This is a genomic window from Terrabacter sp. Ter38, from assembly GCF_024519435.1.
Lineage (GTDB): Bacteria > Actinomycetota > Actinomycetes > Actinomycetales > Dermatophilaceae > Terrabacter.
The window spans coordinates 31,101-49,268 of record NZ_JALJRZ010000008.1 but is presented as its reverse complement, the minus strand read 5'-3'; the positions used below and the strand labels follow the sequence as shown (position 1 = coordinate 49,268).

The window sequence follows — 18,168 nt, the reverse complement described above, 5'->3', positions numbered from 1 at the left end:
ACCCGTGCGGGGCTTATTGTCAGCCCCACTTGTCAGCGTCGACGGCTTGAGCGACGGAGGGTCTGATGGCGGCGAAGAAGACGGCAGCGGCGACGACCGGGGCCCAGCGGGCCACCGCGAGCAGGACGACGGGCGCAGCCGGGAAGGCGGCGCCTGCGGCGAAGACTGCGACGAAGCCCGCGACCGCGAGCAGGACTGCGACGACGGCCTCATCGGCCACGGCTTCGCCCGTGAAGAAGGCTGGGACGAGGACCGCGACCACGGCTCCATCAGCGAAGAAGGCCGCGACGAAAGCCGCTCCGGCACCGAAGACGGCGACCAGGGCCGCCGCGGTGAAGAAGACGGCGACGAAGGCCGCGCCGGTGAAGAAGACGGCGACGAAGGCGACGACGAAGGCGACGACCAAGGCGACGACCAAGGCGACGACCAAGGCGACGACCAAGGCGACGACGGCGAAGAAGACGACGGCGAGGTCCGCGACCACGGCCGCACCGGCGAAGAAGATGACGGCGAAAGCCGCGCCGGCGAAGAAGACGACGGCGAAAGCCGCGCCGGCGAAGAAGACGACCAAGGCTGCGCCGGTCAAGAAGTCCGCTCCGGCGGCTGGAAGCAGCAGCCGGTCCACGGCGGCGACGAAGCCGCCCGCCACGACGTCCACCCGAGCAGGAGCCGCGAGCGCGAAGTCCGCTGCCAAGGCCCCGGCGACACGAACCAAGAAGGCATCAGTGACCACGAGCTCCACGGCAGGACCCCGCGCGACCACGAAGAAGGCCGCGGGCACCACGACGAACCGCACCAGCGCCCGCAAGATCGCCGAGCAGCTCCGGGTCAAGGACGACGAGAGCCCGTGGAGCGAGGACGAGATCAGCGAGGTGCGGGAGGTCCTGCTCGAGGAGATCGAGCAGCACCGCGTCGAGCTCAAGCTCGCGGAGGACGAGCTCGACGACCTGCTGCGCGCCTCGGGTGACGGCTCGGGCGACGACCAGGCGGACGCCGGCGCCAAGACGGCCGAGCGCGAGCACGAGATCTCCGTCGCTGCCAACGCTCGTGCGAGCCTGCGCCAGGCCGAGCACGCGCTCGAGCAGCTCGAGGCCGGCACCTACGGCATCTGCGAGAACTGCGGCAACCCGATCGGCAAGCTTCGACTTCAGGCCCGTCCTCGTGCGACCCTGTGCATGACATGCCAGGAGAAGCAAGACCGCCACTGACGCCCACGCACGCCACGTCGACCCCCCGCGCGGGGGTCGACGGCGTGTCCACCACTACCTCCACCGAGACCGTGAGCACGACGCCCGCCGACGAGAGCCGCCCGACGCCAGACCGGCGCAGGCGACTCTTCATCGTCCTCGGCGTCGTCGCCGTTCTCGCCTTCGCCAGCGACCAGGTGACGAAGGTGGTCGCCCTCGACGTGCTCGGCGACGGCGAGTCACGCCCGTTCGTCGGGGACTTCATCCGGCTCAAGCTGATCGGCAACCCCGGCGCTGCCCTGTCGCTCGGCGCGGGCAACACGTGGGTGATGACCGGCATCGCCCTCGCGGTGCTCGTCGCGATCATCGTCGTCGCCCGCCAGCTCGGGTCGCGAGCCTGGGCCATCGCGCTCGGTCTGCTGCTCGGAGCCGCGATCGGCAACCTCACCGACCGGTTCGTCCGCCCACCGGGCGGCGGCCAGGGGCACGTCGTGGACTTCATCGACTACAACCGCTGGTTCATCGGCAACGTCGCAGACATCTGGATCGTCTCCGCAGCATGCCTCGTCGTGATCCTCGCCCTGCTCGGGATCGGCGTCGACGGCCGGCGCGACCACGGCCGGGCCGCGACCGCCCCCCGCGCCGCGACCGACCCCGCCACCGCCCAGACCGCGCCGCCCACCGGCGAGAGCACCGACGAGACCATCCACGAGACCATCGACGAGACCACCACGAACGGCGAGACCCCCATGACGCAGCAGACCGACGGGACGTCAGATGCTCCCGGGACGCACGACGCGCGGCGTCAGGGGGGCGACCATGCCTGACGTGCGCACCGTGCTCGTGCCTGATGGCCTCGAGGGCGAACGCGTCGACGCCGGCGTGGCCCGCCTGTTCGGGCTCTCGCGCACCAAGGCCGCCGACCTCGCCGCCGACGGCCACGTCGTCATCGACGGCAAGGCGGTCGCGAAGTCCGAGCGGCTCTCGGCCGGCTCGATGCTCGAGGTCTCGTTGCCGCGCGCCGAGGACAGCCCGAGCCTGCAGGTCATCGCCCAGCCAGTCCCGGGGATGTCGATCGTCCATGACGACGACGACATCGTCGTCGTCGACAAGCCGGTGGGGGTGGCCGCGCACCCCAGCGTCGGCTGGAGCGGGCCGGACGTCGTGTCGGGGCTCGCCGCCGCGGGCTACCGGATCTCGACCTCGGGTGCCCCGGAGCGCCAGGGCGTCGTCAGCCGACTCGACGTCGGCACGTCCGGGCTCATGGTCGTCGCCAAGAGCGAGTACGCCTACTCCCGGCTCAAGCAGGCCTTCCGCAGCCGGACGGTCGACAAGACGTACCACGCGCTCGTCCAGGGCCTGCCGGACCCGGTCGTCGGCACCGTCGACGCGCCGATCGGCCGCCACCCCGGTCACGACTACAAGTTCGCGGTGATGAAGAGCGGCAAGCCGTCGGTGACGCACTACGAGGTCATCGAGGCGTTCCGTTACGCGAGCCTGCTCGACATCCACCTCGAGACGGGCCGCACCCACCAGATCCGAGTTCACTTCGCGGCACTGCACCACCCCTGCTGCGGTGACCCGACCTACGGCGCCGACCCCACGCTCGCAGCCCGCCTCAAGCTCGATCGCCAGTGGCTGCATGCCGTCGGTCTCGGCTTCGAGCACCCCGGCACGGGGGAGTACGTCCACTTCGAGAGCGCCTACCCGGAGGACCTCCAGCGCGCCCTCGACATCATCGCGACCTTGTGACCCTCACCTTCGACGTGAGGGTGAAGGTGGTCGCCGTCCGCGCCGTAGGCCGGGTGGTGGGGCGGCGTCCGTGCTGAACCCGACCGGTGCGGTGAGCTCCGGTTCGGGCGGGCGCGTGTCCGTGGTGCCCTCGGCGCCAGGCCGTGCCCGTGACCGCCGACCGAGGGCGACCCCGAGCCCGAGCGCGAGCACGGCAGCGACGGTCGTCGCCCACCACGGCACCGCGCCGCGGGACGTGACCGCGGCCGTGCTGCGCGTCACGGGTACCGCGCCCGCGGCATCCGCCGCCGGCGGCGGGACGGGAGTCGAGGACGCCGAGGTCGAGGCGGGCCTGCTGTTGCCGTAGACGCCGAGGGAGGTCAGCGTCGCGAGGAGCAGGGCGGTGTCCTTGGGCCGGTGCAGCACGGCGGGCGCCTGGAAGAGGTCCTTGCCGTCGGCGAGGTTCATCGACGTCTCGACCCAGACGTCGTCGCCGTCGACGATGACGGCGTCGACGCGCCACGGCGTGACGTCGTGGATCAGCCACGTCAGCCGGAGCCGCGAGTCCATGAACGACGCCGCAGGCATCACGTCACCGGTGGGGGTGGTGTACGCGTCGAGGGCCTTCTCGAGGTTCGCGTAGGCCTGGCTCCCGGTGAGCGCGCCCGCGGCCCGTGAGCCGTCGTAGTCGACGGCGAGCACGGAGGTCGGGCCGCCGGCCGAGGCAGGCAGCGCGGCCGCGACGAGCAGGATCGCCGTGACGGTGGCGACGAGAAGGGCGAGTCTGCGCATGGTGCTCTCCTGGGTCGATGGGGCCCGCGCGCGGGGCCGACACCACCTCAACACCGCTGCGGGCGCGGAGGTTCGCGCTCAGCCCGACGACCGGGCCACGCGGAGCGCCTCCTCGAGGCTGGTCGCACCCTCGAGACGGTAGGTCACCTCACCCGCCGAGGACGGCACGACCCAGACGAGAGTCGGCCCGGCGAGGCGCGGCGGCTCGGAGTGCGTGTCCCCGGTCCGGTCCACCCATTCGACGCGGTGCGGCGACCCGAGCCACACCGCCTCGTGGTCGGCCACCCGGGTCGGCGTGACCGCCTCCCACACCGTCTTGAGGTAGCCCCACGACAACGAGCCGACGAAGACGTCGAGACGGGTCGTGCCGGCGCCCGACCCCCAGACCAGCTCGGCGACGTGACCGTCGTGCGTGACGGTGACGGACGTCGGTGGGCCGAGCGCCGTGGGAGCCCCGATGTGCGCGCCGATGACCTGCTCGGCCTGCCTCAGCGTCACGGACGTCGCCGGAGCCCCACCCGTGCCCTCCCCGGCGCTGCTGCCCGCCGCGGGGGACGTCGGCGATGTCGTCGTGGGAGTCGCCGGCGGTGTGGGGACCTCCCGCACGACGACGCCGCCGATGCGGAGCAGCTCGAGGACCGCGGCACGGACCGGCGGGACGAGAGCGAGCACGAGCACGACGACGGCGGCCGCCGCCGCGCCGAGCCGGCGCCTCACGACCCGGGCGCGGCGTGCGGTGCCGGGGACCGTCGCCACGACATGGAGCGGCCGCACGGAGGGCGGCTCGGGTGGTTGCACGGCGGCCACGCGGGCGAGCACGAGCGTCGCGAGGTCGGCCCGGGGCGGCTCGGTGACGAGCGTGCGGCCGAGGGCGACGAGCTCGGCCTCGAGGTCGACGTGGTCAGGCATCGGCCATCACCTCCCGGAGTGCGCCCAGGGCGCGGTGGAGCCGGGACTTGACCGTGCCCGGCGGGATGCCGAGCGTCCCGGCGGTCTCGGCCTCCGACAGCTCGAGCAGGTAGCGGCACGTCACGACGTCGCGCAGGTCGTCGGGCAGGGCCTCCACCGCCTCGACGAGCCCGGCCCGCCGGTCGCGCGAGACCGCGGCGTCGGCCGGGTCCGGGACGGGGTCCGTCGCGGTCCGCTCCGCGGCCACCCGGAGCTCGCGCAGGGTGCGCCGTGACCGGCCGCGATGGAGGTTGCGCGTCTCGTTGACGACGATCCGCAGCAGCCACGGACGGAAACCCGCGCCCTCGTGGAACCGCGGCAGGGCCTGGTATGCCTTCACGAACGCCTCCTGGACGACGTCGTCGGCCTCGCTCCCGGCGCCGGAGAGCACCGCGAGCCGTTTGGCGATCGGGGCATGCAGCGTGACGAGCACCGCGTACGCCGATGCGTCCCCGGCGCGTACGCGAGCCAGTGCCGCTGCCTCCTCGGACGTGTCGATCGCTGCCTCCGTCCCCACTGACGACCGTGCCTCGGCCCCATGGTGCCGCCCCGACGTCCCTTCAACACCGCTCGTGCCGGATCGGTTCGCGCCGACCGCGCGACACCCCAACCGACACGCCGAGGAGTGTCCTCGCGGAGGCTTAGACTCGTCCACGATGTCGACCGAAGCCGCCCCGCGCAACGACCCGAACTTCGTGCACCTCCACGTGCACACGGAGTACTCCATGCTCGACGGGGCGGCGCGTATCGGCGACCTCTTCAGCGAGGCGGCGCGGATGGGCATGCCGGCCCTCGCGACGACCGACCACGGCTACGTCTTCGGTGCCTACGAGTTCTGGAAGAAGGCCCAGGGCACCGGCGTCAAGCCGATCATCGGCGTCGAGGCCTACATCACGCCCGGCACGCACCGCGCCGACCGCACCAAGGTCAGCTGGGGCGACGGCGGCCGTGACGACGTCTCGGGAAGCGGCGCCTACACCCACATGACGATGCTCGCCCAGAACAACCAGGGCATGCACAACCTCTTCCGGATGAGCTCCGTCGCGAGCCTCGACCAGGTGTACACGAAGTGGCCGCGCATCGACCGCGACCTCCTCTCGACCTACGGCAAAGGCCTCATCGTCACGACGGGCTGCCCGTCGAGCGAGATCCAGACCAAGCTGCGCTTCGGGATGTACGACGAGGCCCGCGAGGTCGCCGGCGAGCTGCGTGACATCTTCGGCAACGAGAACGTCTACGTCGAGCTGATGGACCACGGCCTCGACATCGAGCGCCGCACGCAGAAGGACCTCATCCGGCTGGCGCGCGACCTCAAGCTGCCGCTCGTGGCCACCAACGACCTGCACTACACCCGCGCCGAGGACGCCAAGGCCCACGCCGCCCTGCTCTGCGTCCAGTCGGGCTCGACCTTGATGGACCCCAACCGGTTCAAGTTCGACGCAGAGGACTTCTACCTCAAGTCCGCCCAGGAGATGCGCCACCTGTGGCGCGAGCTGCCCGAGGCGTGCGACAACACGCTGCTCATCGCCGAGCGTTGCGAGGTCTCCTTCACCGAGGGGGAGGGGCGCTTCATGCCGCGCTTCCCGGTGCCGGAGGGCGAGGACGAGACGTCGTGGTTCATCAAGGAGGTCGAGACCGGCCTCGCGCGCCGCTTCCCCGAGGGGGTGCCCGACTACGCCCGCAAGCAGGCGGCCTTCGAGGAGGACGTCATCGTCTCCAAGGGCTACCCGGGCTACTTCCTCGTCGTCGCCGACTTCATCAACTGGGCCAAGCGCAACGGCATCCGCGTCGGTCCCGGCCGAGGCTCGGGTGCCGGCTCGATGTGTGCCTACGCCATGGGCATCACCGACCTCGACCCGATCCCGCACGGCCTCATCTTCGAGCGGTTCCTCAACCCCGAGCGCATGTCGATGCCCGACTTCGACGTCGACTTCGACGAGCGCCGGCGCGGTGAGGTCATCCGCTACGTCACCGAGAAGTACGGCGAGGAGCGCGTCGCGCAGATCGTCACCTACGGCACGATCAAGGCCAAGCAGGCCCTGAAGGACGCGAGCCGCGTCCTGGGCCACCCCTTCGCGATGGGCGAGAAGCTCACCAAGGCGATGCCGCCGGACGTCATGGGCAAGGGCATGCCCCTCGCCGACGTCTTCAAGCCCGACTCCAAGCGCTACAACGAGGCGGGCGACTTCCGCGTCGTCCACGACGAGGACCCGCAGGCGCAGGAGGTCGTGGCGACGGCGCTCGGCCTCGAGGGCCTGAAGCGCCAGTGGGGTGTGCACGCGGCCGGCGTCATCATGTCGAGCGAGCCGCTCGTCGACGTCATCCCGATCATGCGCCGCCTGCAGGACGGCCAGATCATCACGCAGTTCGACTACCCCAGCTGCGAGTCGCTGGGCCTGGTCAAGATGGACTTCCTCGGCCTGCGCAACCTGACGATCCTCGACGACGCCATCGAGAACATCAAGCTCAACCGCGACGAGGACATCGACCTCGACGAGCTGTCCAAGACCCTCGACGACCGTGCCACCTACGACCTCCTCGGTCGGGGCGACACCCTCGGGGTCTTCCAGCTCGACGGCGGCGGCATGCGCTCGCTCCTGCGCCTCATGCAGCCCGACAACTTCGAGGACATCTCGGCGGCCCTCGCGCTCTACCGACCGGGCCCGATGGGCGTCAACGCCCACACGAACTTCGCGCTGCGCAAGAACGGCAAGCAGGAGGTCGTCCCGCTCGACCCCCAGCTCAAGGGCAAGCTCCAGCAGGAGATGATCGACGCGCTCGACCCGATCCTCGGGATGACCTACGGCCTGGTCATCTACCAGGAGCAGGTCATGGAGATCGCCCAGAAGCTCGCCGGCTACACGCTCGGCAACGCCGACCTGCTCCGCCGCGCCATGGGCAAGAAGAAGAAGGAGGTCCTCGACGCCGAGTACGTCCCCTTCTCCGAGGGGATGAAGTCCCAGGGCTTCAACGAGGCGTCGATCGCGGCCCTGTGGGGCGTCCTCGTCCCCTTCTCGGACTACGCGTTCAACAAGGCGCACACGGCGGCCTACGGCCTCGTGTCGTACTGGACGGGCTACCTCAAGGCCAACTACCCCGCCGAGTACATGGCGGCGCTGCTGACGAGCGTGCGCGACGACAAGGACAAGTCGGCGCTCTACCTCAACGAGTGCCGGCACATGGGCATCAAGGTGCTGCCACCCGACGTCAACGAGTCCATCGCCAACTTCGCGGCCGTCGGCACCGACATCCGCTTCGGTCTCGCCGCCATCCGCAACGTCGGCCTGCCGGTCGTCCAGGCGATCATCAAGGCCCGTGAGGAGAAGGGGTCCTTCGCCTCGTTCAAGGACTTCCTCTCGAAGGTGCCGGCTGTCGTCTGCAACAAGCGCACCATCGAGTCCCTCATCAAGGGCGGCGCGTTCGACTCGCTCGGCGAGAGCCGGCGCGGCATGGTCGAGGTCCACGAGCGCTACATCGACGCCCTCGTCGAGGTCAAGAAGCAGGAGGCGATCGGCCAGGACAGCCTCTTCGGCAGCTTCGGCGACGACGACGACGCCGGCGCCTCCGACGGACCGGGTGCGTTCGACGGCCTGCCTCCCGTGCCGACCCTCGAGTGGGACAAGGCCAGCCTGCTGTCGTTCGAGCGAGAGATGCTCGGGCTCTACGTCAGCGACCACCCGCTGTTCGGCATCGAGCACATCCTCGCCACCCATGCCGACACCTCGATCGCCTCGCTCATGGGCGACGACCCCAAGGCCGACGGCACGCCCGTCACCGTCGCAGGCCTCATCACGAGCCTCCAGCTCAAGCGCACGAAGAAGGGCGACCTCTGGGCGATCGCGACCGTCGAGGACCTCGACGGCGCCATCGAGTGCCTCTTCTTCCCGTCGGCCTACATGACGTACTCGACGATGCTCGCCCAGGACACCGTCTGCGCGGTCAAGGGCCGCATCAGTGCGCGCGACGACTCGATCTCGATCTTCGCCCAGGAGCTGACGATCCCCGACATCAAGGAGGGCCCGCGCGGTCCGGTCGTCCTGACCCTGCCACTCGGCCGGGCCACCCCGGCCGTGGCCGAGAGCCTCAAGCGCGTCCTGGGGGAGCACCCCGGCGCGACCGAGGTCCAGGTCAAGCTGACCCAGCCCGGGCGTTCGGTGCTCATGTCCCTCGACGACTCGCTCCGGGTCAACGCCACCTCCGCGCTCTTCGGCGACCTCAAGGCCCTGCTCGGTCCGGCCTGCCTCAGCTGATGCGCGAGGCGGACCGCCGGCGGATGCGCCGGACGCGGATGGTCGCGCTCGGCCTGACGCCCGCGCTCGGGAGCGACGGTGCGGTGTCGGCGCTCGCCGTCGCCCGGGAGCTCGGCGCCCTCCAGGCCCAGGACTACGGCAGCGGTGTGTGGTCCCTCGGGGTGCGCTCGGGACTGACGCTCGAGCAGGTCGAGCAGGCTGTCATCGACCGTGAGGTGGTGCGCACGTGGCCGATGCGCGGCACCATCCACTGGGTCCCGGCCGAGGACGCCCGGTGGATGTGCGAGCTGCTCGCGGCGCCCCGCAGCACGACGCTGGCCACGCGGTTCGCCCAGCTCGGCATCACCGAGGCCGATGTCGAGCTGTCCGGACGACTCTTCGAGCAGCACCTCCGCGAGCCGATGAGCCGTCCCGACGTCGCCGCCCTCCTCGTCGAGCACGGCATCGACCCCACCGACCAGCGCAACTACCACCTCATCGGGCACCACTGCATGAGCGGCCTCGTCTGCCAGGGGCCGGTCATCGGCAAGCAGCCGAGCTTCGTCCTCATCGACTCGTGGGTTCCCCACTCCCGCAAGCCGTCCCGCGAGGAAGGCCTCGCGACCGTGGCCGAGCGCTACGTCCGCAGCCACGGGCCCGTGACCGAGAAGGACCTCGCAGGCTGGCTCCTCAAGCCGCTCGGACTCACGCGCGAGGCGCTCGCGCTCGTCGGCGACCGGATCGTACGCGCCGAGCTCGACGGGCAGACGTGGCTCACCCACGTCGATGCGCGCCCGGTGCCCGACGGTCCCGGCGCCGTGCACCTGCTGCCGCAGTGGGACGAGTTCCTCCTCGGCTACAAGTCCCGCGAGGTGACTCTGCCCCCCGAGCACTTCGTCAGGGTCGTGCCCGGCCGCAACATGGTCTTCAAGCCGACGCTCGTCGTCGACGGCGAGGTCTCGGGCACCTGGCGGCGCGTCCAGAGGAGCGAGCACGTGCTCGTCGAGGTCTCGCCGTTCGCCGACCTGTCCGCGCGCCGGTGGCGCGAGGTCGAGGCCGCAGCCGCTGCCTACGGCACCTTCCTCGGCACCGAGGCCGAGGTCGTACGCGTCGCGCCGGCAGGCGGGACAGCCTGAGGTGGCACGCGGGCCGATCCCGCCCTCGCCCCTGCCACCGCGTCACGGTGTCGACGCCCAGCGCTTCCGGGTGCCACAGTCGGGACCATGGGGGTCGCTGCGCGACCATCTCGTCGAGCGGCTCGCGCCGGGCCTCACGCCCGACGAGGTCGACCGGATGCTCGTGGCGGGGGAGTTCGTCGACGCCTCGGGAGCGCCGGTGCCCGCGGACGCCCCGTTCGTGCCGCAGTCGGCCGTCTGGGCGCACCGCGACCTGCCGGTCGAGGTGGTGCACCCGGAGGAGCTCGTCGTGCTGCACCGCGACGAGCGCATCGTCGTCGTCGACAAGCCGCACGACATGGCGACGATGCCCCGCGGTCGGCACGTCGTGCAGAGCGCCCTGGCCCGGGCCCGCGTCCTGACGGGTGAGCACCGTCTGGCCCCGGCCCACCGCCTCGACCGGCCGACGGCGGGTGTCCTGATGTTCACGACGGAGCAGCGGTGGCGCGGCGCCTACCAAGGCGTCTTCGCCGAGTCGCTCGCGCACAAGGAGTACCTCGCGGTCGCACCCGTCCGCGAGGGGCTCGCCCTGCCCCTCGTCCGGCGCACGCACCTCGTCAAGGAGCACGGCACGCACCAGGCCTACGAGGTCAAGGGGGCTGAGCCCAACGCGGAGACCCTGGTCGAGCTCGTCGACACGGCGTCCGGTGCCGGGCCGGCGGGGGAGGACCTCGGGCTCTACCGTCTGACGCCCCGCACCGGCCGCACCCACCAGCTCCGCTGCCAGCTCCATGGCCTCGGCGTCCCCATCGTCGACGACCCCCTCTACCCCGTGGAGCGCGACGTGCCGGTGGGCGACTTCAGCACCCCGCTGCAGCTGCTGGCCGCCGTGCTGGCCTTCGCCGACCCCGTCGACGGCACACCCCGCCGTTTCGTCACGCGGCGTCGTCTGGCGCGCTGGCCCGGCCCGTGGCCGTCCTGCTGAGCGCCGACGACGGGCCGACGACGGGCCGACGGCGGGATGTCACCGGGCGTTCGGCAACCGGTGGCCATCTCGACGCGCGAGACGGACCGCCCCGGTCTAGGGTGACCCGCAGACCGCGCGGAAGAGCCGGTCCCAGGGAGGAAATCCATGCGTCAATCTCGTCCTGCCCTGCGCCGGGTCGCCGCGGTCACCACCGCTGCGCTCGCCGTGGGCATCACCCCCATCGCCCTGGCCACACCGGCCTCAGCGGCGGCCCCGACGGAGCTGTTCATCAGCGAGTACGTCGAGGGCACGAGCAACAACAAGGCGCTCGAGATCTACAACGGCACCGGCGCGACCGTCGACCTCGCGGCTGCCAAGTACAACGTCCAGGTCTTCGCCAACGGCGCGACGACCGCCACGAACACCATCGCCCTGAGCGGCAACCTGGCCTCGGGCGATGTCTTCGTCCTCGCCAACACCTCAGCGGGCTCCGGGATCACCCCGCAGGCCGACCTGCTGAGTGGGAGCGCCAACTGGAACGGCGACGACGCCGTCGTCCTGCGCAAGGACGGGGCCGTCGTCGACGCGTTCGGACAGGTCGGCGTCCGCCCTGTCAACGAGTGGGGCACCGGGCTCACCTCGACCATGGACAACACCCTGCGGCGCAAGTCGTCCGTCACCACCGGTGACACCAACGGCGCCGATGCGTTCGACCCCGCCGTCCAGTGGGACGGCTACGCCGTCGACACCTTCGACGGCCTGGGGACCCACACCGTCGACGGCGGACCCGCCACCGACGTCGCCCCCAGCGTGACCTCGACGACCCCGACCGACGGCTCGTCCAACGTCGCGGTCGACGCGAGTCCCAGGGTGACCTTCTCCGAGCCGGTCGACCCCGCCGCCGGAGCCTTCACCGTCTCCTGCTCCCTCTCGGGCCCCAAGACGCTGACCGTCTCCGGCGGTCCGACGACCTTCACGCTCGACCCGTCGGCCGACTTCGCCCTCGGCGACGCCTGCACCCTGACGGTCTCGGCCTCCGCCGTCACCGACCAGGACGCCATCGACCCGCCGGACTCCCCGGCGACCGACGTCGTCGTGCGCTTCTCCGTGCCGGCCGCCAACCCCTGCGAGGTCACCGCGACCCCGATCCCGGCCATCCAGGGCAGCGGCGACACCGCGGCCATCACCGGCTCGGTCACGACGCGCGGCGTCGTCGTCGGCGACTACGAGGGCCCGTCACCCGCCCTGCGCGGCTTCTTCCTCCAGGACCCTCAGGGCGACGGGAACGCCGCGACGTCCGACGGCATCTTCGTCTTCGAGGGCAGCAACGCCAACGCCGTCCAGCTCGGTGACGTCGTCACCGTGACGGGCAACGCCGGCGAGAACCAGGGCCAGACCCAGGTCAGCGCCGCCACGGTCACGGTCTGCGGCACCGGGGCGGTCGCCCCGACCGAGGTGCGCTTCCCCGTGGCCGGCCCGACGGCGCTCGAGCGCTACGAGGGGATGCTCGTCACGCTCCCGCAGGACATGTCCGTCACCGAGCACTTCCAGCTCGGCCGCTTCGGCCAGGTCACGCTCTCGCAGGGCGGCCGCCTCGAGCAGCCGACGAACGTCGTCGCCCCGGGCGCCGACGCCGCCGCGCTCCAGGCGTCCAACGACCTGCGCAAGATCATCCTCGACGACACGACGCAGGCCCAGAACGTCGACCCGATCGTCTTCGGTCGCGGCGGCCAGCCGCTCAGCGCGGCCAACACGCTGCGCGGTGGCGACACCGTCACCGACCTGACGGGTGTCCTCAACTACACCTGGGGTGGCAACGCGGCCAGCGCCAACGCGTACCGCATCCGCCCGGTCTCCCCGTCCGCGACCGTCGACTTCCAGCCGACGAACCCGCGTCCGGCGAGCCCGCCCGCCGTGGGTGGCGACACCCGCGTCGTGGGGATGAACCTGCTCAACTTCTTCAACACGCTCGACACGACCGGTAACAACTGCCGTGGCGGGCTCACGGGTGCCGTCATGGACTGCCGCGGCGCCAACTCGGCCACGGAGTTCGACCGCCAGTGGCGCAAGACGGTCGCAGCCGTCTCGGGCACGCAGGCCGACGTCGTCGCCTTCATGGAGATGGAGAACGACGGCTACGGTGTCGACAGCGCCGAGCAGTTCCTCGTCGGCAAGCTGAACGAGAGGGCCGGCGCCGGCACGTGGGCGTTCATCGACGCCGACGCGCGCACCGGTCAGGCCGACGCGCTCGGCAACGACGCGATCAAGGTCGGCATGCTCTACAAGCCGGCCGCGGTGACGCCCGTCGGGACGACCGCAGCGCTCAACTCGGTCGACTTCGTCAACGGTGGCGACTCCGGCCCGCGCAACCGTCCCTCGCTCGCCCAGGCGTTCCGCGACAACACGACGGGCGGCACGTTCGTCGCCGTCGCGAACCACCTCAAGAGCAAGGGCAGCGCGTGCGACACCCCCGACGCCGGCGACGGCCAGGGCAACTGCACCGCGGTTCGCGTCCGTTCGGCCCAGCTGCTCGCCACCTGGCTGGCCGGCGACCCGACGGGAACCGGTGACCCCGACGTCCTCATCCTCGGCGACATGAACTCCTACGCCAAGGAGGACCCGATCACGACGCTCGAGAAGGCCGGCTTCACCAACCTCATCGAGCAGCGCAACGGGCGTGAGGCGTACTCCTACGCCTTCGACGGGCAGTGGGGTTACCTCGACCACGCGCTCGGCTCGGCGTCGATCAGCAGCCAGGTGACGGGGGTCGGCGACTGGCACGTCAACGCCGACGAGCCCGCGATCCTCGACTACAACACCGAGTTCAAGACGGCCGGGCAGGTCACGAGCCTCTACGCGCCCGACCAGTTCCGGATCTCCGACCACGACCCCGTCGTCGTCGGGCTCGACCTGACCAACGCCGCTCCGGTCGTCGGCACGGTCACCGGCCCGACCTCGGCCGTCTCGGTCGGCTCCCCGGCGGGCGTCAGTGCGACGTTCTCCGACGCCGACCCGCTCGACACCCACACGGCGGGCATCGCGTGGGGTGACGGGTCGACGTCGGCCGGCACCGTCACCGGTGGCACGGTGACCGGCAGCCACGTCTACACGGCGGCGGGCATCTACACCGTGACCGTCACCGTCACCGACCAGTGGGGCAACGCGGACTCGGGCACGACGAGCCTCGTGGTCTACGACCGCGCGGCCGGCTTCCTCACCGGAGGCGGCACCATCGCGTCCCCGGCCGGTGCCCTGACCTCGAACCCGTCGCACAGCGGCAAGGGCAGTCTGGAGCTGTCCGTCGCCTACGGCAGGGGGGCCACGGTCCCGTCCGGCTCGTTCACCTACGGCCTCGCAGGCACGTCGTTCTCCGTCGCCACGACGACGTTCGACTGGCTCGTCGTCAGCGGCACGACGGCGACCTTCTCGGCGCCGGTCACGGTCAACGGGACCGCCGGCTACCGCGCGGTCGTCACCGTCACCGACCAGGGCAAGAGCGACTCGTTCCGCCTCGTCGTGACGACGGCGTCGGGCTCCGCGGTCTACGACTCCGGTACGCAGACCGTCAAGGGTCAGATCGTCATCCACTGATCTCTCGCGACGTGGTCGGCCCGGGGTCCTCGGACCCCGGGCCGTCCGTCGTGCGGGGCGCCACCGTCGGGCGGCCGGGGCATCGACCTAGACTGCGCGGATGCAGCACCCCCCGACCGCTCGACGCGATCCCGTCGCCCGCGAGCACCACGGCGACCGTTTCGACGACCCCTACGCGTGGATGGCCAACCGCGACTCGGACGAGCTGCGCGAGCTGCTCGTTGCCGAGAACGCCCACGCGACCGAGCGCACCGAGCACCTGCGTCCGCTGGCCGAGCAGATCTTCGAGGAGTTCCGCTCGCGCATCGAGGAGACCGACCTGTCGGTGCCCGTGCGTCACGACCGCTGGTGGTACTACTCACGCACGGTCGAGGGCGAGCAGTATGCGGTCGAGGCGCGGGTGCTCGTCGCCGACCACCCGCAGCGCCCGACCCTCGACGCCGGTCGGCCACCGGTCGGCGAGCAGGTGCTCCTCGACCAGAACGAGGAGGGCCGGGACCACGAGTTCTTCGCTGTCGGCGTGAGCGAGGTGTCGCCGTCAGGCGACCTGCTCGCGTATGCCGTCGACGCCGTAGGCGACGAACGCTACGACGTGCGTGTACGCCGGATCGACGACGGGGTCGTCCTCGACGACGTCGTACGCCGCACCGGCGGATCGTTCGCCTGGTCACTGGACGCCGGGCACTTCTTCTACACTCGCGTCGATGACGCGTGGCGGCCGCACCAGGTGTGGCGTCACGAGGTGGGCACCCCCGCCGAGGCCGACGTGCTCGTGCACGAGGAGATCGACGAGCGCTTCTTCGTCGGCGTCGGCACCTCGCGGGACGACCGTCTGGTCATCATCGCCATCGGGTCCAAGACGACGAGCGAGTTCCGCCTCCTCGAGGCCGACGACCCGATGGGTACGCCACGTGTCGTGGCGGAGCGTCGCCAGGGCGTCGAGTACGACATCGAGCCGTTCGGCGACCAGCTGCTCGTCACGCACAACGCCAACCGCGTGAACTTCGAGCTGGCCACGGCTCCCGTGACGAGCACGACGGCGGACGACTGGGTGCCGCTCGGCGTCACGACCGAGGACGAGTACGTCACGGGCGCAGAGGGATTCGACGACTTCATCGCGGTTTCGCTGCGTCGGGAGGGTGGCACGGGAGTGCGGGTCGTACTGCGGGACCCGACGGCCCCGAACGGTCTGGGGGAGTCGCACGACATCGCCGTCGGGGAGCCCATCGGCACGCTCCACGTCGGCGTGAACCCCGAGGCGGACACGCCCACGCTCCAGGTCGTCCACGAGTCCCTCGTCACGCCCCGGACCGTGGAGGACTACGACGTCCGTGCGCGCACCTTCACGCTGCTCAAGCGGCAGCACGTGCGCGGCGACGTCGACCTGGCGCAGTACCGCCAGCGACGCGAGTGGGCCACCGCGCCCGACGGGACCCGCGTGCCCATCTCCGTCGTCCACCGCCACGACGTCACGGCCGACGGTACGGCTCCCGGGCTGCTCAACGCGTACGGCGCCTACGGCATCTCGAGCGACCCGTGGTTCTCCGTCCTGCGACTCTCGCTCCTCGACCGCGGCTGGGTCTTCGCCATCGCTCACGTGCGCGGTGGGTCCGAGATGGGGCGGTCCTGGTACGACGACGGCAAGCTCGAGGCGAAGCCCAACACGTTCACCGACCTGGTCGCGTGTGCCGACCACCTCGTCGAGAGCGGCATCGTCGCGCCGGATCGTCTTGCGGCAGAGGGCGGCTCGGCGGGGGGACTGCTCATGGGGGCCGTGGTCAACCTCGCTCCTGAGCGCTTCCGTTTCGTCCACGCGCAGGTGCCGTTCGTCGACGCGCTGACGACCGTGCTCGATCCGAGCCTGCCGCTCACCGTCGTCGAATGGGAGGAGTGGGGCAACCCGCTCGAGGACCCGACGGCCTACGCGCTCATGAAGTCCTACAGCCCCTACGACAACGTCCGGCCCACCCGCCACCCCAGCCTGCTCGTGACGGCGGGCCTCGACGACACCCGCGTCTACGTCACCGAGCCGGCCAAGTGGGTCGCGGCGTTGCGGCACGCCGACCTCGAGGTCGACGACCCCGCGCAGATCCTCTTCCGGACCGAGATGGCTGCGGGCCATGGTGGCAGGTCCGGGCGCTACGACCTGTGGCGCGAGTGGGCCTGGGAGACGGCCGTGCTCATCGACCAGACGTCGTGAGCCGGCCGTCCCCGGGCTCCACGGTGACGGGCGGTCAGGAGCCGTAGATCGAGGTCACCCACTCCGGGTGGTCGATGAACGGGTTCCGGTTGTGCTGCCAGGTGTCGAAGATGACCTGGTTGCGGCGCTTCTCGAACGCGTCGGGCGGGTCCTGCAGGTTCCACTGCTTGAGCACCGAGAGCTTGCCGATGGAGGGCGCGGTCCCGTTGCCGACGAGGTTGTTCGGCTCGAGGTCGGCGAAGCCGTCACCGCCGTCCCAGCGGACCGCCATGTAGAAGATCATCCTGGCGACGTCGCCCTTGACCGCATTGCGCGGCTCGAAGGAGTCGGCGTCGCTGAGGCAGCCGGTGCACTGGGACACCGCCGACCCGCCGAGGTCGAAGTCGAGGTTGCCGCGGGTGGAGTTGACGGTGACGTCCTCGGGCCGCAGGTGGTGCACGTCGGTGCCCGGGCCGTTGACCGTGCCGAAGTCGCCGTGGCTCTTGGCCCAGACGTGCTCGCGGTTCCACTGGTCGACGCCGCCACCGTTGTCGGACTTGGCGATCGAGCGGCCCGAGTAGATCTCGACGACGTTGCTGGTGTTGCTCGGGTCCTGGTCGGTGTCCTTCAGGGCGGTCCAGACCTGGTCGTAGGTGAGGGTCGTGACCCCGCTGGAGACGATGCGGTGCAGCTCGGTGTGCAGCGCCGAGCCGGTCCGGCCGATGGCCGACGCGTAGTACGTCGAGTCGTAGGGGCTCGTCGTGCCCGTGGGGTTCGGGCTCGTCGTCGTGCTCGTGGGGCTGGTCGTCGTGGTCGTCGTCGACGTGCCGCTGAACGCGAAGGCGCTCGTCGAGGTCATGCCGGGGTGTGAGAAGTACGCCGCCAGCGCACCCGTCACGTCGAGCTGTCGCCCCATGAGGGAGGGGTTGCTCCGCAGGCCCCACGAGGACCGAAACGCAGACGGGATCTGGACGTAGAGCATCCGGCTCGTCGACGTCTCCGACGCGGTGTCGGCGATGGCGAGCGCGTAGTCGTTGGGGAAGCTCGAGCGCACGACGGTACTCGTCGCGGTCGGCTGTCCCACGACGTAGCCACGGACGGTCGCGCTCTGACCCGTCTGCGACCCGATGGCCTGTGACACCGTGAGCGGGGCGGGCGCAGCCAGAGCGGGCGCCGCGGCCACGCGGGGGAGCGGCAGGGCCGTCGCCGGCGAGCCCGCAGCGCTGGTGAGCGCGACGCTCGGCGGGACGAGGGCGATGGCGAGGCCGGTGACGACGGCAGCGATGCGACGCCTGGGGATGACGACGGGCACGGGTTCTCCTGTCGGGCGGGGGAGTCGGGTGGATGACGCAACCCACCGCCAGGGGCGGGCGGTGGCCCCACGAGCGTGTCGGAACGGCCGTGAACACCGGGTCAGTCGTTGGTCTGA

The 18,168-nt window shown here is 71.1% G+C and carries 13 protein-coding genes; 8 read left to right on the top strand and 5 right to left on the bottom strand.

Annotated elements, in window-relative coordinates; translation table 11 throughout:
* Positions 1–19 precede the first annotated feature (19 nt).
* A complete protein-coding gene (locus NR112_RS23005; protein ID WP_256795335.1) occupies positions 20–733 on the bottom strand; it encodes a hypothetical protein in 714 nt (237 codons plus the stop codon).
* On the opposite strand from NR112_RS23005, the gene NR112_RS23000 reads away from it, so the two are divergent.
* The 3 genes from NR112_RS23000 (at position 726) to NR112_RS16135 (ending at position 2,939) form a co-directional block, all read left to right on the top strand.
* Entirely contained in the window at positions 726–1,208 is a 483-nt protein-coding gene (locus NR112_RS23000) for a TraR/DksA C4-type zinc finger protein (protein ID WP_256795334.1), read from the top strand. The two genes, NR112_RS23005 and NR112_RS23000, sit on opposite strands and share 8 nt — an antisense overlap.
* A gap of 71 nt (positions 1,209–1,279) precedes the next feature.
* Positions 1,280–2,014 carry a signal peptidase II gene (gene lspA, locus NR112_RS16140; RefSeq protein ID WP_256795333.1) on the top strand — a complete coding sequence of 245 codons (735 nt, stop codon included), beginning with the start codon at positions 1,280–1,282 and terminating at the stop codon, positions 2,012–2,014.
* Complete coding sequence (locus NR112_RS16135) at positions 2,007–2,939, top strand: RluA family pseudouridine synthase (RefSeq protein WP_256795332.1); 933 nt, start codon at positions 2,007–2,009, stop codon at positions 2,937–2,939. Before lspA ends, NR112_RS16135 begins: the two co-directional genes overlap by 8 nt.
* 3 nt (positions 2,940–2,942) lie before the next feature.
* Here the strand turns inward: NR112_RS16135 and NR112_RS16130 are convergent, their stop codons facing one another.
* The 3 genes from NR112_RS16130 to NR112_RS16120 form a co-directional block, all read right to left on the bottom strand.
* The gene (locus tag NR112_RS16130) at positions 2,943–3,710 is read right to left on the bottom strand and encodes a hypothetical protein (protein WP_256795331.1); all 768 of its coding nucleotides are present in this window, start codon (positions 3,708–3,710) and stop codon (positions 2,943–2,945) included.
* A gap of 78 nt (positions 3,711–3,788) precedes the next feature.
* A complete protein-coding gene (locus NR112_RS16125) occupies positions 3,789–4,619 on the bottom strand; it encodes a hypothetical protein (RefSeq protein ID WP_256795330.1) in 831 nt (276 codons plus the stop codon).
* The gene (locus NR112_RS16120; protein ID WP_256795329.1) at positions 4,612–5,175 is read right to left on the bottom strand and encodes an RNA polymerase sigma factor; all 564 of its coding nucleotides are present in this window, start codon (positions 5,173–5,175) and stop codon (positions 4,612–4,614) included. Before NR112_RS16120 ends, NR112_RS16125 begins: the two co-directional genes overlap by 8 nt.
* A gap of 139 nt (positions 5,176–5,314) precedes the next feature.
* Between NR112_RS16120 and dnaE the strand changes: the two genes are divergently transcribed.
* The 5 genes from dnaE (at position 5,315) to NR112_RS16095 (ending at position 16,760) form a co-directional block, all read left to right on the top strand.
* On the top strand, positions 5,315–8,908 hold the full coding sequence (gene dnaE, locus NR112_RS16115; protein ID WP_256795328.1) for a DNA polymerase III subunit alpha: 3,594 nt from the start codon (positions 5,315–5,317) through the stop codon (positions 8,906–8,908).
* Entirely contained in the window at positions 8,908–10,023 is a 1,116-nt protein-coding gene (locus tag NR112_RS16110; protein WP_256795327.1) for a winged helix DNA-binding domain-containing protein, read from the top strand. The genes dnaE and NR112_RS16110 overlap by 1 nt, the downstream gene beginning before the upstream one ends.
* A 1-nt stretch (position 10,024) precedes the next feature.
* Positions 10,025–10,987: a pseudouridine synthase gene (locus NR112_RS16105; protein ID WP_256795326.1), complete on the top strand. Its 963-nt coding sequence runs from the start codon at positions 10,025–10,027 to the stop codon at positions 10,985–10,987.
* Positions 10,988–11,134: 147 nt separating this feature from the next.
* Entirely contained in the window at positions 11,135–14,560 is a 3,426-nt protein-coding gene (locus tag NR112_RS16100) for an ExeM/NucH family extracellular endonuclease (RefSeq protein ID WP_256795325.1), read from the top strand.
* A gap of 100 nt (positions 14,561–14,660) precedes the next feature.
* A complete protein-coding gene (locus tag NR112_RS16095) occupies positions 14,661–16,760 on the top strand; it encodes a S9 family peptidase (RefSeq protein ID WP_256795324.1) in 2,100 nt (699 codons plus the stop codon).
* A gap of 34 nt (positions 16,761–16,794) precedes the next feature.
* Here the strand turns inward: NR112_RS16095 and NR112_RS16090 are convergent, their stop codons facing one another.
* Positions 16,795–18,051: an endonuclease gene (locus NR112_RS16090; protein WP_256795323.1), complete on the bottom strand. Its 1,257-nt coding sequence runs from the start codon at positions 18,049–18,051 to the stop codon at positions 16,795–16,797.
* Between the last annotated feature and the right edge of the window lie 117 nt (positions 18,052–18,168).